The organism is Pseudomonas sp. 50_B (genome assembly GCF_017491625.1).
GTDB lineage: Bacteria > Pseudomonadota > Gammaproteobacteria > Pseudomonadales > Pseudomonadaceae > Aquipseudomonas > Aquipseudomonas danubii.
Map to the genome: position 1 here is coordinate 415,317 of NZ_JAFGYX010000001.1, position 20,580 is coordinate 435,896.

Here is a 20,580-nt window from a genome sequence, read left to right on the forward strand (position 1 = left end):
GCACTTAACTTGCCTTGAAACTTATGTGTCTTGTAGTTACTGCCAAGCGTTCTATTAAGTAACTTCTTTTACGCGGGGAGCCGAACGCTATTCGCCATGACAGCCCTTGAATCCAGTTATCTGAATCTGGCTTACCCTCCGCGGCTCGATCTGGGGCCGCAGCTGACCCACGAACAACTTCTCAGCTCCATGCAGTCCACCATGGCCCGGCACAAGGGCGGCCCGGTCTGGCTGTTTGCCTACGGTTCATTGATCTGGCGCCCGGAGTGTTCGGCGGTCGAGCGCATGCGTGGCCGGGTGCATGGTTATCATCGCGGTCTGTACCTGTGGTCCCACGAGCATCGCGGCACGCCTGAACTGCCGGGGCTGGTGTTTGGCCTGGATCGTGGCGGCTCCTGTAGCGGCTTCGCCTACCGGCTGCCGGAGGAGCATCTGGATGCCTCGTTGTATGCCCTGTGGCAGCGTGAAATGCCTTATCCCTCTTACCGTCCGCACTGGCTCAACTGCCGTCTCGAGGATGGCAGTCAGGTCCAGGCCTTGGGTTTTGTGCTGGAGCGGCACCTGCCCAGCTATGCCGGCAATCTGCCGGATCATGTACTGAGCCAGGTGTTCGAAAGCGCTTGCGGGCGTTATGGCACCACCCGCGATTATGTTGAACAGACCATTCAAGCCCTGCGCAGCCACGCCATGCCGGATCGCAACCTGGAGGCACGGCTCAAGCGCTGCAAGGGTGCTGTGGCCTATTGACGGAAGCCGGCCTCAGCGGACCTGCACCACCACTTTGCCCACTGCCTTGCGCTGCCCCAGATCATCGATGGCCCGGGCGGCTGCCGTCAGAGGATAGACCTGGGACACCAGCGGCTTGAGCTTGCCTTCGGCGAACCAGCCGAACAGCTGCTGGAAGTTCGCCGCGTTGTCCTGAGGCTGGCGCTGAGCGAAGGAGCCCCAGAACACGCCCACCACCGCCGCGCCCTTGAGCAGCGCCAGGTTCACCGGCAATTCGGGAATGCGTCCGCTGGCAAAGCCCACCACCAGCAAGCGACCGTTCCAGGCGATGGAGCGCACCGCCTGATCGAACAGGTCGCCGCCCACCGGGTCGTAGATCACGTCGGCACCGTTGCCATCGGTCAGGCGCTTGATCTCGTCCTTCAGGTTGCTTTCGCTGTAGTTGATCAGCTCATCGGCACCGGCGGCCTTGGCCACGGCGAGCTTTTCTGCGCTGCTGGCGGCGGCGATCACCCTGGCGCCCATGGCCTTGCCGATTTCCACCGCCGCCAGCCCGACCCCGCCCGAGGCACCGAGCACCAGCAGGGTCTCACCCGGCTGCAGGTTGCCCCGTTGCTTGAGGGCGTGCATCGAGGTGCCGTAGGTCATGCTGAAGGCGGCAGCGGTGTTGAAGTCCATGGCGGCGGGAATGGGCAATACGTTGTAGCCCGGCACCGCCACCTGTTCGGCAAAACTGCCCCAGCCGGTCAGGGCCATGACCCGATCGCCGACCTTGAGATGGCTGACTTTCTCGCCCACTGCGCTGATGACACCGGCCGCTTCGCCGCCCGGGGAGAAGGGGAAGGGTGGCTTGAACTGGTATTTGCCCTCGATGATCAGGGTGTCCGGAAAATTCACCCCTGCGGCATGCACGTCCAGCAGGACCTCGTTCTTCTTCGGCACGGGACTTGCGACCTCTTCCAGCACCAGCGTTTCGGCGGGGCCGAAGGCTTTGCACAGCACGGCTTTCATCAGGGCTATTCCTTTGGGAGTGGTGGCCGATAAGTGTAGGAGTGTGAATCAGGCGGTCAACGAGCATGCCCGGCCCTGATGGTCAGCCATAAGCTTGTGCTTGGGCTCAGGCGGGCGGGCCTTTATGCTAGGCCGCAAACCGGATTAAGGAGCGAATTGTGAAAGCGTGGATCATGTTGCTGCTGGCCCTCTCCCTGCCGATGGCAGCCGGGGCTGAAGAGGCTAAAGAAGGCGAAGCACCGAAAGTCAGCTACATCAGCCTGAGCCCGCCCTTTGTCGGTAACTACGGCCTGGATGGCGGCCCCAAGCTCAAGGTCTACAAGGCTGACGTGGCCCTGCGGGTGACCGGCGACGCTTCGGCCCAGGCGGTCAAGGCCAATGAGCCGCTGATCCGCAACCAGTTGGTGGCGCTGTTTGCCCAGCAGACCGTCGACACCATGAACAACGTCGAGGCCAAGGAAAAGCTGCGCCAGGAAGCCCTCAAGCAGGTGCAGCAAGTCATGAATGACGAAACCGGCAAGCCGGTGGTGGAAGACCTGTTGTTCAACAACCTGATCATCCAGTAACGCTCAGCTGTTGGAGCTGGCTGGCCAGCGAAGGCGTCCGAGAGGGCGACGTGGGGCTTGAGGGCCCTTTCGCCGGCCAGTCGGCTCCTACAGCGTGTGGCTCATGAGGCGAGGCTTTTGCGAAAGCGCGCCAGGGCAATGGCGAAGAACAGCAGACCGATCGTCGCCAGGGCCAGCAGGTCGGGCCAGACCACACTGACGCCCGCATCACGAAACAGGATCGCTGCGCTGAGGCTGACGAAGTGTGTTGATGGCGAGCCCTGCATCACCCATTGCAGCCATTGCGGCATGCTGTCCAGCGGTGTGCTGCCACCGGACAGTAGCAGCATCGGGATGATCACCGGGATCGCCAGCAGGCCGAACTGCGGGGTGGAGCGGGCCAGGGTGGCAAGGAAGATCCCCAGTGCGGTGCTGGCGAACAGATACAACGCGGTGACCATCAGGAACAGCCCCATCGAGCCCGCCAGCGGCACGCCCAGCACGCCTTTGACTATCACTTCCAGCGATATCCAGGTGCACAGCACCACCACCAGCATATTGCTCCAGATTTTCGCCAGCATGATCTCCAGGGCCGTCAGCGGCAGTACCAGCAAGTGGTCGAGGGTACCGTGCTCGCGCTCGCGCAGCAGCGCGGTTCCGGTGAGCACGATGGCCAGGATGGTGATGTTGTTGACGATCTGGATCACCGCAAGAAACCAGCCTCCCTCCAGGTTGGTATTGAACAGCGCGCGGGTGGTCATCAGGGCCGGGGCCTTGCTCGCTGCATCCGCCTGGTTGGCATAGTTGAGCAACTCGCGCTGGAAGATTCGGCCAATGTAGCCGGCGCCCATGAACGCCTGGCTCATGGCGGTGGCGTCGACGTTGACCTGCACCGCCGGCTGACGGCCGGCCAGCAGGTCGCTCTGGAAGTTGGCAGGGATGTTGATCACGAAGGTGTACTGGCCGCTGTCCATCACCTTGTCCAGTTGGTCGTAGGGCAAGGCGACCGGGTTCTGGAACTCCGGCGGTTGCAGGGCCTCTGCCAATTGTCGTGACAGTGCGCTGTGGTCTTCATCCACCAGGGCCACACTGGCGTTGTGTACGCCAATGACCGAGCCGGCTGCCGGCAGGTAGATGGCCACGGTGAAGGCGTAGAACAGGAACAACAGCAAGACACTGTCGTGACGCAGGCTGGTGAGCTCCTTCAGACCCAGGCGCAGGATATGGGCGAGCCTGTTCATCAGACCTCCTGCTTTTTCAACATGACCAGGCTAAGCCCGGTGAAACCGAGGAAGAACCCGATCAGTGCCAGGCACTGAGGCCATAGCTCCCGCAGGTCCAGGGCCTTGGTGAAGGTGCCGACGGCGATGTCGAGGAAGTGCCCGGCGGGGAACAACTGCCCCATGATCGCCGCCGAGCCTTCCAGGGACGAGCGCGGCACGATCAACCCGGAGAACTGGATGGTCGGCAGGCTGGTGATGATCATGGTGCCGAGGATCGCCGCGATCTGGGTGCGGGTGAAGGCCGAGATCAGCAGGCCCATGCTGGTGGTGGCCAGCACGTAGAGGACGCCGCCCAGGGCCAGGGTCAGTCCGCTGCCCTTGAAGGGCACGCCGAACAGCCAGCGGTTCATGGCCACCAGCAATCCCAGGTTGATCAGGCTCACGGCCAGGTAGGGCGCCTGCTTGCCCAGGAGGAACTCCAGGCGGGTCAGGGGCGTGGCATAGAAGTTGGTGATCGAGCCCAGTTCCTTCTCGCGAACGATGCCCAGGGCGGTGAGCATGGCCGGAATGAACGCCAGGATCAGCGCCATGACCCCGGGCCCGATGGCGTTGACGCTGACCACGTCCTGGTTGTAGCGAAAGCGTGTTTCCAGCTTGGCGGCGGATCTTGTGTTCAGTGCCGGGCTGCTGTGTTCGGCCAGGAGTTCGAGGTTGGCCTGGTGTACCGCCTCGACATAGTTGCGGCTGGTTTCCGCGCGAAACGGCATGCCGCCGTCCAGCCAGGCGGCCACCGTCGGTTGGCGCCCGGCATACAGATCGCGGCCAAAGCCGGAAGGGATTTCCAGGGCCAGCTTGATCTCCGAGCGCTGCAGGCGCCGATGCAGTTCGGCGGAGCTGCGGATGGTGGGTTTTTCCTCGAAGTAGCGTGAGCTGCGAAAAGCCTCCAGATAGGCGCGGCTTTGCGGCGTCTGATCCTGGTCGTAGACGGCGAAGGCGAGCTTTTCCACATCCAGGGAAATGCCGTAGCCAAAGATCACCATCATGAAGATCGCCCCCAGCAGGGCAAAGCCCAAGCGCACCTTGTCCCGCAATAGCTCCTTGCCTTCCCGGGTGGCCACTGCCAGCAGCCGGGCCAGGCTCAGGCCCGAGCGCGGAGGCGCGATGGCGTGGCTGGCGGCAGCCGCCGGAGGTGGCGCTGCATCCGCGGCTCCTTGGGCTTCTTCCAGGCAGCGGACGAAGGCGGCTTCCAGGGTGTCGCCGGAAAACTGCTGTTGCAGCGCCGCTGGTGTGTCACAGGCCAATACCTTGCCGGCGTGCATCAACGAAATGCGGTCGCAGCGCTGGGCTTCGTTCATGAAATGAGTGGACAGGAAGATGGTCACGCCCTGTTCCCGGGACAGTTCGATCAGCAGTCGCCAGAAATCGTCACGGGCTGCCGGATCAACCCCTGACGTGGGTTCGTCGAGGATCAGCACTTCCGGGCGGTGCAGCACCGCCACGGCCAGGGACAGGCGCTGGCGCAGACCCAGGGGCAGGGCGCCGGATTGCTGCTCGGCGATTGCGCCCAGGTCGAAGCGCTGGATCAGTTCCTCGATGCGTGGGCCGCTCTCGGCTTTCGGCAGGTCGAACAGGCGGGCATGCAGCTCCAGGTTCTGGCGCACGCTGAGTTCGCCGTACAGGGAAAAGCTCTGGGACATGAAGCCGACCCGCTTGCGGGTGGCCAGGTCCTTGGCGTCCACCGGATTGCCCAGCAACTTGGCGCTGCCTTCAGTGGCGGGCATCAGCCCGGTGAGGACCTTCATGGTGGTGGTCTTGCCGCAGCCGTTGGAGCCGAGGAAGCCGAAGATCTCCCCGCGACCGATGGCGAAGCTGACTTTGTTGACGGCGGTGAAGTCGCCGAAGCGCAGGGTCAGCTCGTGGGCCTCGATGGCGATGTCCTGGTTATCGCCAGAACGTGGCGGGATCACCAGTGGCTGATTGTCATGGCCGCTGTCGCCCTGGTAGTGAGTGAAGGCATCGTCCAGCTTGCCGCTGCCCGTTACCTGCGCCAGCTCCCGGCTCAGGCCCTGGGCGATCAACTTGCCTTGGTCGAGCATCAGGCAATGCTCGAACTGTTCGGCTTCTTCCATGTAGGCGGTGGCCACCAACAGGGTCAGTTGTGGTCGTTGCTGGCGCACATCCTCCACCAGTTCCCAGAAGCGTCGGCGGGAAAGCGGGTCGACCCCGGTGGTGGGCTCGTCAAGGATCAACAGATCCGGTTCGTGGATCAGCGCGCAGCACAGGCCGAGTTTCTGTTTCATCCCACCGGACAGCTTGCCCGCCGGGCGTTCGGCAAAGCGCAGCAGGTCGGTGGCCAGCAACAGGCTGTGCATGCGCTGGTCGCATTCGTCACGTGGCAGGCCGAACAGGGTGGCGAAGAAGCGGATGTTCTCGCTAATGGACAGGTCGGGATACAGGTTGCCCCCCAGCCCCTGGGGCATGAAGGCGATGCGCGGGTATAGGCTTCTGCGGTGGCGGCGCTGGGAGATGGCTCCGCCGAGTACCTCGAGCTCGCCTTGCTGAAGCTTCTTGACCCCGGCAATCAGCCCGAGAAGGCTCGACTTGCCGGCACCGTCAGGACCGATCAGACCGCAGCGTGTGCCTGCCGGCAGGCTGAAACTGATGTCGATCAGAGCCTGCTGGGCACCGTAGCGATGGCTGATGCCGGTGGCGTGCAGCGCCAGGGCATTCATTGCAGGTTAGCCGGCCAGTCCACGGTGGCTGTGCGCACATAACCGGCACCGGGCATGCCCGGTTTGGCCTGGGGCACGGCGGCGGGTTGAGTCAGGCGCACCTTGACCCGGAATACCAGTTTCTGGCGTTCGTCACGGGTTTCCACTTCTTTGGGGGTGAATTGCGACTTGGCCGCGACGAAGCTGATCTTTGCCGGCAGTGGCTGGTTGGGCAGGGCGTCGAGAACAATCCGCGATTCATCGCCCACCGTCAGGCGCCCGGTGACCGAGGCTGGCAAGTAGAGGTTCATGTATTGGTCGTTGGGGTCGATCAACAGCAGTACTCGGCCGCCGGCACCCAGGACTTCGCCAGGCTCGGCCAGACGCAGTTGGATGATGCCGTCGATGGGGGCTCGCAGGCTGCTGTCGTCGATCTCGCTGGTGAGCTGCGCAACCTGGGCCAGGGCGGCGCCGATAGCGGCCTTGACCGCCGCAACCTGGGCCTGGGCCGCCAGCACGGCGGCATTGCCGGTGTTCAGCCGTGCCTGTTGCTGATCGATGATCTGCTGGCTGGCGAAGCCGCGCCTGAACAGTTCCTGGGAGCGCTTGAGTTCCTGATTGGCCAGGAGCAATTCGCTCTGGCGCAGTTGCACGTTGGCTTCTGCGGCGGAGAGGTTTTCCCGGGCGCGCAGCACTTCGGCTTCGGCCTGGCTGCGCTGGGCTTCCAGGGTGCGGGTATCCATCCGGGCCAGCAGTTGGCCCTGGAGCACTTTGTCGCCTTCATTGACCCGCACTTCCGCCAGGCGTCCGGGAATCTTGCTGGCGATCTGCACCTCAGTGGCTTCGAGACGGCCATTGCCCATGCTCAGCCCTTCCGGCAGACGATCCTGGAGGGATTTCCAGTAACCGAAGCCACCAGCGGCGAGCAACAGAATCAAGAGGGAGACAGCGAAAAGGCGGGAAGAACGGTGGTTCGTCGACATGTGTTCTGCGTCCTGCGGCTATAGCGTCCTAGTCTGACGTATCAAGGCTTTTACCCGCTTGATGCTCGTCAAATGAAAGGGCCAAGCCTAAACCTATTGTTCGCAGGCTGCATGGCGATCGGGGCAAAAAACTGGCGCCAGTGCCGTTGCGCTTGCTAGGCCACGGCACACCGGGGCGGGTTGCTCAACGTAGAGAGAGCACAGCCGCCCATTGCTCTGCGGTCACTGGCATGACTGACAGGCGACTGCCTTTTTGCACCAGGGGCATTTCAGCGAGGGCAGTCTGCTGCTTGAGATAGTCCAGGCGCAGGACCTTGTTGAAGGTTTCCACGTGGGCTACGTCGATTGCGCTCCAGGCATTTTTCTCGGCGCTGGACTTGGGGTCGAAATAGACGCTGTCCGGTTCCAGGGCGGTGGGGTCCGGGTAGGCCGCCTTGATGATTTGGCCGATGCCAGCGATGCCTGGCTCCGGACAACTGGAGTGGTAGAAGAAGAACTCATCGCCGACGGCCATGGCGCGCAGGAAGTTGCGTGCCTGGTAGTTGCGCACACCGTCCCAACGGGCCTTTCCAAGCTTGTTCAGGTCCTGGATCGAGAGTTCGTCTGGCTCGGATTTCATCAGCCAATAGGCCATGTTTCTTACCCTCCAAAGGGTGGTTGGGCAGGTTGTCGGAGGATTTTATGACAAACCGACAGTCGGTTGACGCCAGCATTTGCGTGTCGGTTCACGTTATCGCAGAATGCCGGGATTTTAAGCTTGACGCTGCTGCACGGCCTGTTATGGAAACCGTTGCTGTCATCGTGTGTGACTTGCCCGAGGGGGGGCAATCGATGAAACGCCAACCGGATTTACTATGGATTTTGGTTATTTTGTTCGGTTTGGGCGTTGTGACCACTGGTTATGCGCAGAGCTTATGGGCCAACAAGACCGATGCCCCGATCGAGATTGCCCAACAGCCGCAACCCTTCAAGCGTTGAATCCGTCCCGGCGTCGCTGAGCCAGCGCGACGTCTATCGGGCGCAGTACCATCCCTGATCAGTCACGGTGCCCTGTAGCGGCACATCCCAGCTGGCCTGATCCAGTCTCGCGACCTTCTGACATTCATGGGCCAGCCCCAGCAGCTTCGGCTTGCGCCAGCTCTTGCGCCGCGCCAGGTAAGCCAGGCTGCGGTCGTAGAAGCCGCCGCCCATTCCCAGGCGTCCACCGTCTTCGTCAAATCCCACCAAGGGCAGGAGCACCAGATCCAGCGCCCAGACCTTGCGTTGGCGTGCGACGTTGATCCTGGGTTCGAGGATGCGAAAGCGGTTGGGGCGCAGTTTTTCTCCGGGCCGTACGCGCTGGAAGACCATCTTGGTCCGTGGCCAGGCACTGAGCACTGGCAAGTAGGTGGCCTTGCCCCGGCGTTGCGCGGCACGTAGCAGCAGGCGCGGATCGATCTCTCCGTCAGTGGGCAGGTACAGGGACAGGTGTCGGGCTCGGAGAAACACTGGATTCTGCGCCAACTGGCGGTACAGCCCGCTGGCGGCCTGGCGTTGCTGGGCAGGTGTCAGGGAGCGACGGGCTTTACGCAGCATGCGTCGAAGTTGCGGGCGGGAAAGCGGCGCAGGTTCGGTCATGGATGAGGCTATGGAAAGTCGGACATGGCAGAACAGCCTACCCGGAAAAACCAATGCCAGCATGGATAACTGGCATTGGCTGAGAATTCAGGCTCCCCAGGCGAACCGCTGTCGACTTAGCCCTTGAACCCGAAAGTTCAAGGCGGAAGATGCAGCAGGCTTTAAGGCTTTCCGTCTAGCGGACATGCACACCAGCCCAACGTGCAACTTCCAGGGTAGTGCGAATCGGCTCAGGGACATCGCCAACTGGCAAGCACCCCAGGGAGTGGCGGGAGTATACCGCAACCGCTGTCAGGAATCAGCCTTGCTTGCGTCCGAATCGGTGGCCAGGACCAGGTCGACGCGTTCCAGAAGATCGCGCACTTGTTCGCGAGTGGTGGCGCTGGCCTGCACGTCCGGACGCTCCTGGCGGTGCAGCAGATCGTGGGTGATGTTCAGCGCGGCCATGACCGCGATGCGATCGGCACCGATGACTTTGCCGCTGCTACGGATCTCGCGCATCTTGCCGTCCAGGTAACGGGCTGCGCTCACCAGATTGCTGCGCTCTTCCTGGGGGCAGATGATCGAATACTCTTTGTCGAGGATCTGCACGGTAACGCTATTGCTTGAACTCATGAGTCTTGCTCCAGGGCCTTGAGGCGCGAAATCATCGATTCGACCTTACGCCGGGCGATTTCGTTTTTTTCAATGAGGTGCGCGCGTTCCTCGCGCCAGGTCTTTTCCTGAGCTAATAAGAGTGCGTTTTGACTCTTTAGTTGCTCGACCCGGGTAATAAGCAGTTCGAGTCTGGCCATCAGTGCGTGCAGGTCGGTGTCTTCCATTGTGTCCCACTGAAGTTGGTCTGATGAGTGGCAACTGGCTGGGCAGCGCCTGGACGGCCCGAACAGTCCTGGCGCATCGGGTGCTGTCGGTCGGCAATCTGTCCGTCGCCCCAGGCCCCGCGGACCGTTGTAACGGGGCGCAAGGCGCAACGCGGCGCTGGCAATGAATGATGACACGCCCTACGATACAAGGCCTTCATTCTAGACATTGCGCCGCTTGGCGCCTAGCTGCCCATGCCCATTCAGAATTCCCCGTACAACGCCTTCGCCACCCTGCTCAGCAGCAGCGGTCATCCTGTTTCTCCTGCCGAATTGCACGGCCTGTTGCTGGGCCGTAGCTGCGCTGGCGCCGGCTTCGAGGTCGACGGCTGGCTGGTGGACGCTTCCGAGCTGCTCGAAGGCGAGCCACAAGAAAATGTGCGCAACGCCCTGATCGGCCTGCAGGAAATGGTCAAGGGCGAGCTCACCAGCGACGACATGACCGTGGTCCTGCTGCTGCCCAGCGACGACGCGCCATTGACCGAACGTGCCGCGGCCCTGGGCCAGTGGTGCCAGGGTTTCCTCGCCGGTTTCGGCCTCAATTCCCGTGACAGCAGCGCCCTGAGCGTCGAGGCCACGGAAGTGTTGCAGGACCTTGCAGCCATCGCTCAGGTACAGGATGCGCTGGAAGAGTCCGACGACGGTGAAAGCGACTACATGGAAGTGATGGAGTACCTGCGGGTCGCGCCATTGCTGCTGTTCACCGAAACCAACAAGACCGTTGCACCGGCTGCCAAGCCTTCTCTGCACTGACTGACAGGGAACTGCATCTGCCCATGATTCATATCCCTAGAGCGGAATACAGCCGTCGCCGCAAGGCGCTCATGGCGCAGATGGAGCCCAACAGCATCGCGATCCTGCCGGCGGCGGCCGTGGCCATTCGCAACCGCGATGTGGAGCACGTCTACCGCCAGGACAGCGATTTCCAATACCTCAGCGGTTTTCCCGAGCCCCAGGCCGTGATCGTGCTGATGCCCGGTCGCGAGCATGGTGAGTACGTGCTGTTCTGCCGTGAGCGCAATGCCGAGCGGGAACTGTGGGATGGCCTGCGGGCTGGTCAGGAAGGCGCGATCCGTGACTACGGTGCGGACGATGCGTTTCCCATCACTGATATCGATGACATTCTCCCGGGGCTGATCGAAGGTCGTGACCGGGTCTATTCGGCCATGGGCAGCAACCCCGAGTTCGATCGCCACCTGATGGACTGGATCAACGTGATCCGCTCTAAAGCGCACCTTGGCGCCCAGCCGCCGAACGAATTCGTTGCCCTGGATCATCTGCTGCACGACATGCGCCTGTATAAATCGGCGGCGGAAGTGAAGGTGATGCGCGAAGCCGCACGGATTTCCGCCCAGGCCCATATCCGGGCCATGCAGGCCAGTCGCCCCGGATTGCACGAGTTCAGTCTGGAAGCCGAGCTGGACTACGAGTTCCGCAAGGGCGGGGCGAAGATGCCGGCTTATGGTTCCATCGTCGCTGCCGGGCGCAACAGCTGCATCCTGCACTACCAACAGAATGACGCCCTGCTCAAGGACGGTGATCTGGTGTTGATCGACGCTGGTTGTGAAATCGACTGCTATGCCAGTGATATCACCCGGACCTGGCCGGTCAACGGTAAGTTCTCGCCCGAGCAGAAGGCGATCTACGAACTGGTGCTGGCGGCCCAGGAAGCGGCGTTTGCCGAGATCGCCCCGAACAAGCACTGGAACCAGGCCCATGAGGCAACGGTCCGGGTGATCACCGCCGGTCTGGTGAAGTTGGGTCTGTTGGAAGGCGCAGTCGACGAGCTGATTGCCAGCGAGGCTTACAAGACGTTTTACATGCACCGCGCCGGGCATTGGCTGGGCATGGATGTACACGATGTCGGCGAATACAAGGTCGGCGGCGAGTGGCGGGTGTTGGAGGTCGGCATGGCGCTGACCGTGGAGCCGGGCATCTACATCTCCCCGGACAACCAGCAAGTGGCGAAGAAGTGGCGCGGCATTGGCGTGCGCATCGAGGACGACGTGGTAGTGACCAAGCAGGGCTGTGAAATTCTGACAAGCGGCGTGCCCAAAAGCGTCGCCGAGATCGAGGCGCTGATGGCAGCAGCCCGAGTTCAGGCCTCATGAGCCGGGTCAATCTGGCCATCATCGGTGGCGGCTTGGTCGGCGCAAGCCTGGCCCTGGCTCTGCAGGCCGGAGCCAAGGCCCGGGGCTGGAAGATCGTGCTGATCGAACCCTTCGCCCCCGGCGACAGCTTCCAGCCCAGCTACGATGCGCGTTCTTCGGCACTGTCCTTTGGCGCCCGACAGATCTACCAGCGCCTGGGCTTGTGGCAAGCGATCTCCCGGCGCGCCGAGCCGATCAAGCAGATTCATGTGTCCGACCGTGGGCGGTTTTCCACTGCGCGCCTGTCGGCCATGGAAGAAGGGGTTCCGGCCCTGGGTTATGTGGTGGAAAACGCCTGGCTCGGTCAATGCCTGTGGCAAGGACTGGACAAGGACGTGATCAGCTGGCGCTGTCCGGCGGAGGTCACTCGCCTGGAGCCTCTGGAAGGCGGCTATCGCCTGACCCTGAATGACGAAACCACACTGGAATGCGACCTTGCGGTGCTCGCCGACGGTGGCCGCTCCGGCCTGCGCGAACAATTGGGTATCGGGGTCAAGAATCGCCCCTATAACCAGAGCGCGCTGATTGCCAACATTACCCCCAGCGAAGCCCACAACGGCATGGCCTTCGAGCGCTTCACCGATGACGGACCGATGGCGTTGCTGCCATTGCCGGAAAACCGCTGCGCGCTGATCTGGACCCGCCAGGGCATGGACGCTCAGCGTCTGGCCGACCTGGATGACCGTAGTTTCCTCAGCGAATTGCAGGGCGTATTCGGTTATCGCCTGGGCACCTTGAAACAAGTGGGTGCTCGGCATTTGTATCCGCTGTCCCTGGTAGAAGCCGAAGAGCAGGTGCGCTCCCATCTGGTGGTGCTGGGCAATGCCGCCCACAGCCTGCATCCGATTGCCGGACAGGGCTTCAACCTGTCGCTGCGTGATGCCCAGGCCCTGGCGGATGCCTTGCTGGCCAGCGAACAACTGCCGGGCGATTTTGCCGTGCTGCAGGCTTATCGCGAGCGCCAGCGCCTGGACCAGAGCCTGACCGTGGGTTTTTCCGATCAGGTCACGCGGCTGTTCGGCAGCAAGCTGCCCCTGCTGTCGGTGGGGCGCAATCTTGGCTTGCTCGGACTGGACCTGCTGCCCCCGGCCAAGCGCTGGTTCGCGCGCCAGGCCATGGGCCTGGGCACTCGTCCGGATGCGTGAGTGGCTGACTCGACGCGTCGGCAAGGCACGCTTGCTGCGCTGGGTGATGAACCTGTATCCGCCCTATCTGGGGGCAGGTGTGCGGGTTCGCCAGATCAGCGCGGATTTCCGCGAAGTCCAGGTCTCCATGGGTCTGGGCTGGTACAACCGCAACTATGTCGGCACCCAGTTCGGCGGCAGCCTGTATTCGATGGTGGACCCGTTTTTCATGCTGATGCTGATGGAGAACCTGGGACGCGACTACATCGTCTGGGACAAGGCCGCGGCCATCGACTTCATCGCCCCGGGCAAGGGGCCGGTGTTTGCTCGGTTCAGCATTGACCAGGCGCTGCTCGACGAAGTGCGCCAGCAGACCGCAACGGGCGAGAAGTACCTGCCGCAGTTGCAGGTAGAGATTCATGACGGCTCCGGCACCCTGGTGGCGCGGGTCGATAAAACCCTTTATGTGCGGCTCAAGCCGCAAGCGAGACAGGCCTAAAGCATGGAAATGCGCGCAGATGTGCTGATTGTCGGAGCTGGAATGGTCGGCAGTGCCTTGGCGTTGGCGTTGCAGGGCAGCGGCCTGGAAGTGCTGCTGCTCGATGGCGGCTCCCTGAGTGTCAAACCCTTCGACGCCGAGTTGCCGTTCGAACCCCGGGTCAGTGCCTTGTCGGCCGCCAGCCAGCGGATTCTGCAGCGCCTTGGCGCCTGGGACGGTATTGCCGCACGGCGCAGCAGCCCCTACTGCGACATGCAGGTCTGGGACGGCAGCGGCACCGGGCAGATTCACTTCTCGGCCTCCAGCGTGCATGCCGAGGTGTTGGGACATATCGTCGAGAACCGCGTGGTTCAGGATGCCTTGCTTGAGCGTTTGCACGAGTGCGACATCGGTTTGTTGGCCAATGCCCGCCTGGAGCAGATGCGCCGCTCCGGCGATGACTGGCTGCTGACCCTGGCGGACGGCCGGGTCCTGCGAGCGCCTTTGGTCATCGCCGCCGATGGCGCCAACTCGGCCGTGCGTCGCCTGACCGGTTGTGCTACCCGGGAGTGGGATTACCTGCATCACGCCATCGTCACCAGTGTGCGCAGCAGCCAGCCCCATCAACTGACCGCCTGGCAGCGTTTCACCGACACCGGCCCGTTGGCGTTTCTGCCGTTGGTACGGGACGGGCAGCACGACTGGTGCTCCATTGTCTGGTCCACCACGCCCACCGAGGCCGAGCGCTTGATGGCCCTGGATGACGCCGCGTTTTGTGCTGAGCTGGAGCGCGCCTTCGAAGGTCGCCTGGGCACCGTGCTCAGCGCCGACCCTCGGCTTTGCGTGCCGCTACGCCAGCGCCACGCCAAGCGCTACGTGGCCGAAGGCCTGGCCCTGATCGGCGACGCCGCCCATACCATTCATCCGCTGGCGGGACAGGGGGTCAACCTGGGTTTCCTCGATGCCGCAGTGCTGGCCGAAGTGCTGCTGCAAGCGGCCAGCCGTGGCGAGCGCTTGGCCGAGCTCAAGGTGCTGAGCCGTTTCGAGCGTCGGCGCATGCCTCACAACCTGGCGCTGATGGCGGCCATGGAAGGCTTCGAGCGGCTGTTCCAGGCCGATCCGTTGCCGCTGCGCTGGCTGCGCAACACTGGCCTGAAGATGGTCGACCAGATGCCCGAGGCCAAGGCGCTGTTCGTGCGTCAGGCACTGGGCCTGAGCGGCGATCTACCAGAGCTGGCCCAAGCGTAGGCGCCGGCTGGCCGGCGAAGCTTCCTGGCGGACGGCTCTACGCAACATCTGGTAACGCCTCGGCGTCAGGTTCGGTTGAGAAGGCAAATGGGAGTCCTTATCATTTCGCCTCATTTTATAATCGAGAGACTGCTCCCATGTTGGCACCGAAGCGTCTACTGACCGCCCTGGCACTCACTTTCATCGGCACCGCCGCCCATGCTGCCGATGAAGTCGTGGTCTACTCCTCGCGTATCGATGAGCTGATCAAGCCGGTGTTCGATGCCTACACCCAGAAGACCGGGGTGAAGATCAAGTTCATCACCGACAAGGAAGCGCCGCTGATGCAGCGGATCAAGGCCGAGGGCGAAAACGCCACCGCCGACCTGCTGCTCACCGTGGACGCCGGCAACCTCTGGCAGGCCGAGCAGATGGGCATCCTGCAACCGTTCACCTCCAAGGTCATCGACAGCAACATCCCTCTGCAATACCGCTCTTCCAACCACGCCTGGACCGGCCTGAGCCTGCGGGCGCGGACCCTGGCCTACTCCACCGAGCGGGTCAAACCTTCCGAACTGACCACCTATGAAGCCTTGGCCGACAAGCAGTGGGAAGGCCGTCTGTGCCTGCGTAGCGCGAAGAAGGTCTACAACCAGTCGCTGACTGCCACCCTGATCGAGACCCACGGCGCGGCGAAGACCGAAGAGATCATCAAGGGCTGGGTCAACAACCTGTCCACCGATGTGTTCTCCGATGACATCGCGGTGCTGGATGCGATCAACGCCGGCCAATGCGACGTTGGCATCGTCAACACCTACTATTACGGCCGCTTGCACAAGCAGAAGCCCGACCTGGCGGTGAAGCTGTTCTGGCCGAACCAGGGCGATCGCGGGGTGCACGTCAACCTGTCGGGTATTGGCCTGACCAAGTACGCGCCGCATCCGGAGGCGGCCAAGGCGCTGGTGGAGTGGATGACCACGCCTGAAGCGCAAAAGATCTTTGCCGACGTCAACCAGGAGTTCCCGGCCAACCCGGCGGTGGCGCCTTCTGCGGAAGTGGCCAGCTGGGGCAAATTCGTGGCCGATACCCTGCCGGTTGAGATCGCCGGCAAGCGCCAGGCCGAGGCCATTCGCTTGATGGACCGCGCTGGCTGGAACTGAGACTGCCGTTATACTGCGCCCCGCTTTTGCGGGGCGTTTTGTTTAACGGTTGGGCTTTTGTGGCGAGGGAGCTTGCTCCCGTTCCACCGCGTAGCAGTGGCAAGCCCTGAATACGTGATTCAACTGGCGTAACGTGGTTGCAGCCGTTGGGGCGGCCATGGCACCCAGCGGGAGCAAGCTCCATCGCTCCACGCGTTTTGCGCAAGTATTTTTGTCTGTTCCACCTGCCCGAGAGTTCTTTGTGGCCCATCCTGCCCAACGTCGCTGGTATCCCCTGGTCTTCGCCGTAGCGGCCCTGGTCCTGTTGCCGCTGAGTGTGCTGCTGCTGTCCTGGCAGGCCGTCGACCAGCAGATCTGGTCCCACCTGTGGGACACGCAGATGCCGCGTCTGTTGAGCAACACCCTGACCCTGGTGTTCGGGGTCGGCGTTGGCGTCACGCTGCTGGGGGTGAGCCTGGCCTGGCTCACCAGCCTCTGCGAGTTTCCCGGACGGCGCTGGCTGGATTGGGCGCTGATGCTGCCCTTCGCGATCCCGGCCTATGTACTGGCCTTTGTCTTCGTCGGCCTGCTGGATTTTTCCGGACCGGTGCAAAGTCTGCTGCGGGAATGGTTCGGCACAGGCTTGCGGCTACCGAGAGTGCGCTCCACCGGCGGCGTGATCCTGGTGCTGGTGCTGGTGTTCTATCCCTACGTCTACCTGTTGGCACGCAACGCCTTCCTGGCCCAGGGCAAAGGCTTGATGGAGGCCGCTCGGGTGCTTGGGCAGTCGCCCTGGCAGGCCTTTTGGCGCGTGGCGCTGCCGATGGCGCGGCCGGCCATCGGCGCTGGGGTCGCCCTGGCGCTGATGGAGACCCTGGCGGATTTCGGCGCGGTGTCGGTGTTTAACTTCGACACCTTCACTACCGCTATCTACAAGACCTGGTACGGGTTTTTCAGTCTATCCAGTGCCGCGCAACTGGCCAGCCTGTTGCTACTGGCGGTGATGCTGGTGCTGTACGGCGAGCGACGCGCCCGCGGCGCCAGTCGCACCGGCAACGAGCGGCCCCGGGGCAAGGCGCTGTACCACCTGTCTGGGCTCAAGGCCATGGCGGCTACGGGCTGGTGCCTGCTGGTATTTGCCTGTGCCTTCGTGATCCCGCTGCTGCAACTGCTGGTGTGGTTCTGGCAGCGCGGGCGCTTCGACCTGGATGAGCGCTATGCCGGGCTGATTGTCCACACCCTGTACCTGGGAGGCATGGCGGCGCTGATCACCGTCTGCGTGGCTTTGCTGTTGGCATTCGCCCGACGCTTGGCGCCGACCCGAGGCATCCGCGCCGGGGTCAGCCTGGCCAATCTCGGTTACGCCTTGCCCGGCTCGGTGCTGGCGGTATCGATCATGCTGGCCTTCAGCTATCTGGACCGGGAACTGGTGATTCCGTTGTCCGGCTGGTTGGGCGGGGCCGGCAAGCCGCTGTTGCTGGGTAGCCTGTCCGCCTTGTTGCTGGCCTACCTGGTGCGTTTTATCGCGGTAGCCTACGGACCGCTGGAAAACAGCCTGGAGCGGATTCGCCCGTCGCTGCCCGAAGCCGCGCGCAGCCTGGGGGTGGGTGGGCCGCGACTGTTTTTCAAAGTGTATCTACCGTTATTGCTGCCCGGGACCCTGAGCGCGGCCTTGCTGGTGTTCGTCGATGTGCTCAAGGAAATGCCCGCCACCTTGCTGATGCGCCCGTTCGGCTGGGACACGCTGGCGGTGCGGATCTTCGAAATGACCAGTGAAGGGGAGTGGGCGCGAGCTTCGTTGCCGGCGCTGACCCTGGTACTGGTTGGCCTGCTGCCGGTGATTGGCCTGATTCGTCGCTCAGCCCATCGAATCGGTTAGGTGCCAGCCTTGCACCTTGCGGCTACAATGCGCGGCATTCGGTGCGGCCTGTTGTTTGGCCGGGACGCTGAAATCGGCTGCAAGCCATCTATTTCAAGGCTTTCACCCTAGCAGCGCCAGTCCGCACCCTCGCCACGCCCGGAAGGAGAAACCCATGGGACAGCGTACGCCTCTGTATGACCTGCATCTCGCCCTCGGCGCGAAAATGGTCGATTTTGGCGGTTGGGATATGCCTTTGCATTACGGCTCGCAGGTCGAGGAGCACCATCAGGTGCGACGTGATTGCGGTGTGTTCGATGTATCGCACATGACCGTGATCGATGTCAGCGGCGCCCAGGCCAAGGCCTGGCTCCAGCACTTGCTGGCCAATGATGTCGAACGTTTGCAGCACCCTGGCCAGGCCTTGTACAGCACCATGCTCAATGAGCGCGGCGGCATCGTCGACGACATGATCGTCTACCGCCTCGAGGACGCTTATCGCCTCGCGCTCAACGCCGCCACCCGGGATCAGGACCTGGCCTGGATGCAGGCGCAGTTGGGTGAGTTCCAGGTGCAACTGCGCGAGCGACCGGAGCTGGCCATGCTGGCGATCCAGGGACCTCAGGCCCGGCACAAGATCGCCGAGTTGGTGACCCAGTCCCGTGGCGCCCTGATTCAACAGCTCAAGCCTTTCGAAGCCGGCACCGACGGTGACTGGTTCATCGCCCGTACCGGTTACACCGGTGAGGATGGACTGGAAATCGTCCTGCCCGCCGATCAGGCGCCGGCCTTTTTCAACGATCTGGTGGGAGCGGGGATCTCGCCTATCGGCCTGGGCGCCCGGGATACCCTGCGCCTGGAAGCCGGCATGAACCTCTACGGCCAGGATATTCACCAGGATGTTTCGCCCTTGGCAGCGAACATGGCCTGGAGCATTGCCTGGGAGCCGTCGTCACGCAAATTCATCGGTCGTACCGCTCTGGAGGCTGAGCGAGCGTCCGGGGTGAAGCAAAAGCTGGTGGGGTTGGTACTGGAAGAGCGTGGGGTTTTGCGCGCGCATCAAGTGGTTCGCATCGCCGATGTTGGCGAAGGTGAGATCACCAGTGGTAGTTTCTCCCCTACGCTGAGTAAATCGATCGCACTGGCGCGGGTGCCGATGGCCACCGCTGACCGTGCCGAAGTGGAAATCCGCGGCAAGTGGTACCCGGTCCGGGTGGTCAAACCGACCTTCGTGCGCCACGGCAAGACCTTGATCTAACTATTTCCAGCCGGCATTGCGCCGCTGACACTTCTTCTTGAGGACACAGAACATGAGCGATATCCCTGCCCACCTGCGTTTTGCCGATAGTCACGAATGGGCCCGTCTGGAAGCTGACGGCAGTGTGACCGTGGGTATTAGCGACCACGCCCAGGAAGCCCTGGGCGATGTGGTATTCGTCGAGCTGACGGAAGTTGGCAACGTGTTTGGCGCAGGGGACCAGGCGGGCGTGGTGGAGTCGGTCAAGGCCGCTTCCGACATCTATGCCCCGGTGGCCGGTGAAGTGATCGCGGTCAACGAAGATCTGAGCACCAGCCCCGAGCTGCTCAACAGCGAGCCTTACGACGCCTGGATCTTCAAGCTCAAGCCGAGCAACCCGGCCGATCTGGAGAAACTGCTGGACGCCGCCGGCTACAAGGCCGCCATCGGCGAGTAAGGCATTCCTGCAAGCAGGCCCGCTCCTGTTGTGCAGGAGCGAGCTTGCTCGCGAAGGCCTAAGCCTGCAACACCTCTTTCACCGCCGCCACCGCACGTTCCACGTCGGCCTTGCTCATGGCGGTGAACATCGGCAACGAGACGATCAGACGACCGACCCGTTCCGCCACCGGGAACATTCCCTCCTTGAAACCGCGCTCGCGGTACAGGCTCAGCAAGTGAATCGGCGGATAGTGATAGCCGATGCCGATGCCCCGTTCCTGCATCTGCTCCATGAAGGTGGCGCGGGCCGGCTTGCCGTCCTTGCGCTCCGGAAGCACCAGCTGGAACAGGTGCCAGTTGCTGTTGCTGAAATCCGCCGGCGGTAGCTGGGCGCCATAGCGGGCCTCGAAGTCGCTGCCGAAGCATTCGAAGTAGTGCCGGGCCAGCTCACGGCGATGGGCGGTGATCGCCTCGATATGGGCAAACTGCCCCAGGCCGATGGCGGCGGCGACGTCGGTCATGTTGAACTTGCCCCCCAGCACATCCACATCCAGACCGTCGAAGCCGTTGCGGGTGACCCCTTGCAGGCGGTACTTCTCGGCCAGGCGCACTTCTTCAGGGGTATTGAGGACCAGGCAGCCGCCCTCGGACGAAGTGACGTTCTTGTTGGCCTGGAAGCTGAAGGACACGAAGTCGCCACCGGCGCCGATGCGTTGGCCATTCCAGCTGGAACCCAGGGCCTGGGCCGCGTCTTCCACCACCCGCAGGCCGTGTTTCTTGGCCAGGGCATACAAGCGGCTCATGTCCACCGGCAAGCCGGCCAGGAACACCGGGATGATGGCTTTGGTGCGTGGCGTAATAGCAGCTTCCACCTGGGCCAGGTCGATGTTGCGGGTGATCGGATCAATGTCGGCGAACACCGGCGTGGCACCCACTTCGAGAATCACGTTGGCGGTGGCCACCCAGGAAATCGGCGTGGTGATGACTTCATCTCCAGGGCCGATGCCGGCAATGCGCAAGGCGATCTCCATGGTGCAGGTGCCGGAGTTGAAGGTACGCACGCTGCGTCCGCCGAAGAACGCCGAGAGCTGGGCTTCGAACGCCTGGACCTTGGGGCCGCTGGTGATCCAGCCCGAACGCAGCACTTCGCCGACGGCGGCGATGGTGGATTCATCGATGGTGGGTTTGGAGAACGGCAGGAAAGACGGTTGGCTCATGACGATGGGGCACCCGATAAGCGGACGATGAGAGCA

21 protein-coding genes and 1 other RNA gene are annotated in these 20,580 nt (G+C 62.9%); 12 read left to right on the forward strand and 10 right to left on the reverse strand.

Features of this window, described 5'->3' with window-relative positions; translation table 11 throughout:
• The first annotated feature begins 96 nt into the window (after positions 1-96).
• Positions 97-747 carry a gamma-glutamylcyclotransferase gene (locus J5M73_RS01990; RefSeq protein ID WP_102862195.1) on the forward strand — a complete coding sequence of 217 codons (651 nt, stop codon included), beginning with the start codon at positions 97-99 and terminating at the stop codon, positions 745-747.
• 12 nt (positions 748-759) lie between these two features.
• Here the strand turns inward: J5M73_RS01990 and J5M73_RS01995 are convergent, their stop codons facing one another.
• Positions 760-1,737, reverse strand: a complete 978-nt coding sequence (locus J5M73_RS01995; protein ID WP_102862194.1) for an NADPH:quinone oxidoreductase family protein — start codon at positions 1,735-1,737, stop codon at positions 760-762.
• A gap of 158 nt (positions 1,738-1,895) precedes the next feature.
• Between J5M73_RS01995 and J5M73_RS02000 the strand changes: the two genes are divergently transcribed.
• Positions 1,896-2,303 carry a flagellar basal body-associated protein FliL gene (locus J5M73_RS02000; protein ID WP_102862193.1) on the forward strand — a complete coding sequence of 136 codons (408 nt, stop codon included), beginning with the start codon at positions 1,896-1,898 and terminating at the stop codon, positions 2,301-2,303.
• 101 nt (positions 2,304-2,404) lie between these two features.
• On the opposite strand, the gene J5M73_RS02005 is transcribed toward J5M73_RS02000, so the two are convergent.
• From J5M73_RS02005 to J5M73_RS02020, 4 genes are all read right to left on the reverse strand, one after another.
• Positions 2,405-3,523, reverse strand: a complete 1,119-nt coding sequence (locus tag J5M73_RS02005) for an ABC transporter permease (protein WP_102862192.1) — start codon at positions 3,521-3,523, stop codon at positions 2,405-2,407.
• Positions 3,523-6,237, reverse strand: coding sequence for a ribosome-associated ATPase/putative transporter RbbA (gene rbbA / locus J5M73_RS02010; RefSeq protein WP_102862191.1), 2,715 nt, complete (start codon positions 6,235-6,237; stop codon positions 3,523-3,525). Before rbbA ends, J5M73_RS02005 begins: the two co-directional genes overlap by 1 nt.
• On the reverse strand, positions 6,234-7,199 hold the full coding sequence (locus J5M73_RS02015) for an HlyD family efflux transporter periplasmic adaptor subunit (protein WP_102862190.1): 966 nt from the start codon (positions 7,197-7,199) through the stop codon (positions 6,234-6,236). Before J5M73_RS02015 ends, rbbA begins: the two co-directional genes overlap by 4 nt.
• Positions 7,200-7,383: 184 nt before the next feature.
• Positions 7,384-7,833: an EVE domain-containing protein gene (locus J5M73_RS02020; RefSeq protein WP_102862189.1), complete on the reverse strand. Its 450-nt coding sequence runs from the start codon at positions 7,831-7,833 to the stop codon at positions 7,384-7,386.
• A 47-nt stretch (positions 7,834-7,880) separates the two neighbouring features.
• Here J5M73_RS02020 and J5M73_RS02025 point away from each other — a divergent pair, with 47 nt between their 5' ends.
• Positions 7,881-8,177, forward strand: a complete 297-nt coding sequence (locus tag J5M73_RS02025) for a hypothetical protein (protein ID WP_102862188.1) — start codon at positions 7,881-7,883, stop codon at positions 8,175-8,177.
• A gap of 33 nt (positions 8,178-8,210) precedes the next feature.
• On the opposite strand, the gene J5M73_RS02030 is transcribed toward J5M73_RS02025, so the two are convergent.
• From J5M73_RS02030 to J5M73_RS02045, 4 genes are all read right to left on the reverse strand, one after another.
• On the reverse strand, positions 8,211-8,816 hold the full coding sequence (locus tag J5M73_RS02030; protein ID WP_102862187.1) for a 5-formyltetrahydrofolate cyclo-ligase: 606 nt from the start codon (positions 8,814-8,816) through the stop codon (positions 8,211-8,213).
• Positions 8,817-8,905: 89 nt separating this feature from the next.
• Positions 8,906-9,084: non-coding RNA, 6S RNA (ssrS, locus tag J5M73_RS02035), on the reverse strand.
• Between the two features lie 23 nt (positions 9,085-9,107).
• Complete coding sequence (locus J5M73_RS02040; RefSeq protein WP_016962902.1) at positions 9,108-9,431, reverse strand: cell division protein ZapA; 324 nt, start codon at positions 9,429-9,431, stop codon at positions 9,108-9,110.
• Positions 9,428-9,637 (reverse strand): TIGR02449 family protein, encoded by a 210-nt coding sequence (locus J5M73_RS02045; RefSeq protein WP_011064144.1) that lies wholly within the window; start codon positions 9,635-9,637, stop codon positions 9,428-9,430. Before J5M73_RS02045 ends, J5M73_RS02040 begins: the two co-directional genes overlap by 4 nt.
• Positions 9,638-9,871: 234 nt before the next feature.
• Between J5M73_RS02045 and J5M73_RS02050 the strand changes: the two genes are divergently transcribed.
• The 9 genes from J5M73_RS02050 (at position 9,872) to gcvH (ending at position 19,346) form a co-directional block, all read left to right on the forward strand.
• Complete coding sequence (locus tag J5M73_RS02050; protein WP_102862186.1) at positions 9,872-10,429, forward strand: YecA family protein; 558 nt, start codon at positions 9,872-9,874, stop codon at positions 10,427-10,429.
• A 23-nt stretch (positions 10,430-10,452) separates the two neighbouring features.
• Positions 10,453-11,787: a Xaa-Pro aminopeptidase gene (pepP, locus tag J5M73_RS02055; protein WP_102862185.1), complete on the forward strand. Its 1,335-nt coding sequence runs from the start codon at positions 10,453-10,455 to the stop codon at positions 11,785-11,787.
• The gene (gene ubiH / locus J5M73_RS02060) at positions 11,784-12,971 is read left to right on the forward strand and encodes a 2-octaprenyl-6-methoxyphenyl hydroxylase (RefSeq protein WP_102862184.1); all 1,188 of its coding nucleotides are present in this window, start codon (positions 11,784-11,786) and stop codon (positions 12,969-12,971) included. The genes pepP and ubiH overlap by 4 nt, the downstream gene beginning before the upstream one ends.
• On the forward strand, positions 12,964-13,449 hold the full coding sequence (locus J5M73_RS02065) for a DUF4442 domain-containing protein (protein ID WP_102862183.1): 486 nt from the start codon (positions 12,964-12,966) through the stop codon (positions 13,447-13,449). The genes ubiH and J5M73_RS02065 overlap by 8 nt, the downstream gene beginning before the upstream one ends.
• A gap of 9 nt (positions 13,450-13,458) precedes the next feature.
• A complete protein-coding gene (locus J5M73_RS02070; RefSeq protein WP_162884162.1) occupies positions 13,459-14,676 on the forward strand; it encodes a 2-octaprenyl-3-methyl-6-methoxy-1,4-benzoquinol hydroxylase in 1,218 nt (405 codons plus the stop codon).
• A gap of 137 nt (positions 14,677-14,813) precedes the next feature.
• Positions 14,814-15,815 carry an extracellular solute-binding protein gene (locus J5M73_RS02075; RefSeq protein WP_102862181.1) on the forward strand — a complete coding sequence of 334 codons (1,002 nt, stop codon included), beginning with the start codon at positions 14,814-14,816 and terminating at the stop codon, positions 15,813-15,815.
• Positions 15,816-16,056: 241 nt separating this feature from the next.
• Positions 16,057-17,673 (forward strand): iron ABC transporter permease, encoded by a 1,617-nt coding sequence (locus J5M73_RS02080; RefSeq protein ID WP_102862180.1) that lies wholly within the window; start codon positions 16,057-16,059, stop codon positions 17,671-17,673.
• A gap of 154 nt (positions 17,674-17,827) precedes the next feature.
• Entirely contained in the window at positions 17,828-18,910 is a 1,083-nt protein-coding gene (gene gcvT, locus J5M73_RS02085; RefSeq protein WP_102862179.1) for a glycine cleavage system aminomethyltransferase GcvT, read from the forward strand.
• Positions 18,911-18,962: 52 nt separating this feature from the next.
• Positions 18,963-19,346, forward strand: coding sequence for a glycine cleavage system protein GcvH (gcvH, locus tag J5M73_RS02090; protein WP_102862178.1), 384 nt, complete (start codon positions 18,963-18,965; stop codon positions 19,344-19,346).
• Between the two features lie 58 nt (positions 19,347-19,404).
• Here the strand turns inward: gcvH and J5M73_RS02095 are convergent, their stop codons facing one another.
• Complete coding sequence (locus J5M73_RS02095; protein WP_207814967.1) at positions 19,405-20,544, reverse strand: DegT/DnrJ/EryC1/StrS aminotransferase family protein; 1,140 nt, start codon at positions 20,542-20,544, stop codon at positions 19,405-19,407.
• Positions 20,545-20,580: the final 36 nt, after the last annotated feature.

Coding starts and splice junctions, on each gene's coding strand:
- J5M73_RS01990 (WP_102862195.1), top strand. CDS start 97: ATGACAGCCCTTGAATCCAGTTATCTGAATCTGGCTTACCCTCCGCGG.
- J5M73_RS01995 (WP_102862194.1), bottom strand. CDS start 1,737: ATGAAAGCCGTGCTGTGCAAAGCCTTCGGCCCCGCCGAAACGCTGGTG.
- J5M73_RS02005 (WP_102862192.1), bottom strand. CDS start 3,523: ATGAACAGGCTCGCCCATATCCTGCGCCTGGGTCTGAAGGAGCTCACC.
- rbbA (WP_102862191.1), bottom strand. CDS start 6,237: ATGAATGCCCTGGCGCTGCACGCCACCGGCATCAGCCATCGCTACGGT.
- J5M73_RS02015 (WP_102862190.1), bottom strand. CDS start 7,199: ATGTCGACGAACCACCGTTCTTCCCGCCTTTTCGCTGTCTCCCTCTTG.
- J5M73_RS02020 (WP_102862189.1), bottom strand. CDS start 7,833: ATGGCCTATTGGCTGATGAAATCCGAGCCAGACGAACTCTCGATCCAG.
- J5M73_RS02025 (WP_102862188.1), top strand. CDS start 7,881: ATGACAAACCGACAGTCGGTTGACGCCAGCATTTGCGTGTCGGTTCAC.
- J5M73_RS02030 (WP_102862187.1), bottom strand. CDS start 8,816: ATGACCGAACCTGCGCCGCTTTCCCGCCCGCAACTTCGACGCATGCTG.
- J5M73_RS02040 (WP_016962902.1), bottom strand. CDS start 9,431: ATGAGTTCAAGCAATAGCGTTACCGTGCAGATCCTCGACAAAGAGTAT.
- J5M73_RS02045 (WP_011064144.1), bottom strand. CDS start 9,637: ATGGAAGACACCGACCTGCACGCACTGATGGCCAGACTCGAACTGCTT.
- J5M73_RS02050 (WP_102862186.1), top strand. CDS start 9,872: ATGCCCATTCAGAATTCCCCGTACAACGCCTTCGCCACCCTGCTCAGC.
- pepP (WP_102862185.1), top strand. CDS start 10,453: ATGATTCATATCCCTAGAGCGGAATACAGCCGTCGCCGCAAGGCGCTC.
- ubiH (WP_102862184.1), top strand. CDS start 11,784: ATGAGCCGGGTCAATCTGGCCATCATCGGTGGCGGCTTGGTCGGCGCA.
- J5M73_RS02065 (WP_102862183.1), top strand. CDS start 12,964: ATGCGTGAGTGGCTGACTCGACGCGTCGGCAAGGCACGCTTGCTGCGC.
- J5M73_RS02070 (WP_162884162.1), top strand. CDS start 13,459: ATGCGCGCAGATGTGCTGATTGTCGGAGCTGGAATGGTCGGCAGTGCC.
- J5M73_RS02075 (WP_102862181.1), top strand. CDS start 14,814: ATGTTGGCACCGAAGCGTCTACTGACCGCCCTGGCACTCACTTTCATC.
- gcvT (WP_102862179.1), top strand. CDS start 17,828: ATGGGACAGCGTACGCCTCTGTATGACCTGCATCTCGCCCTCGGCGCG.
- gcvH (WP_102862178.1), top strand. CDS start 18,963: ATGAGCGATATCCCTGCCCACCTGCGTTTTGCCGATAGTCACGAATGG.
- J5M73_RS02095 (WP_207814967.1), bottom strand. CDS start 20,544: ATGAGCCAACCGTCTTTCCTGCCGTTCTCCAAACCCACCATCGATGAA.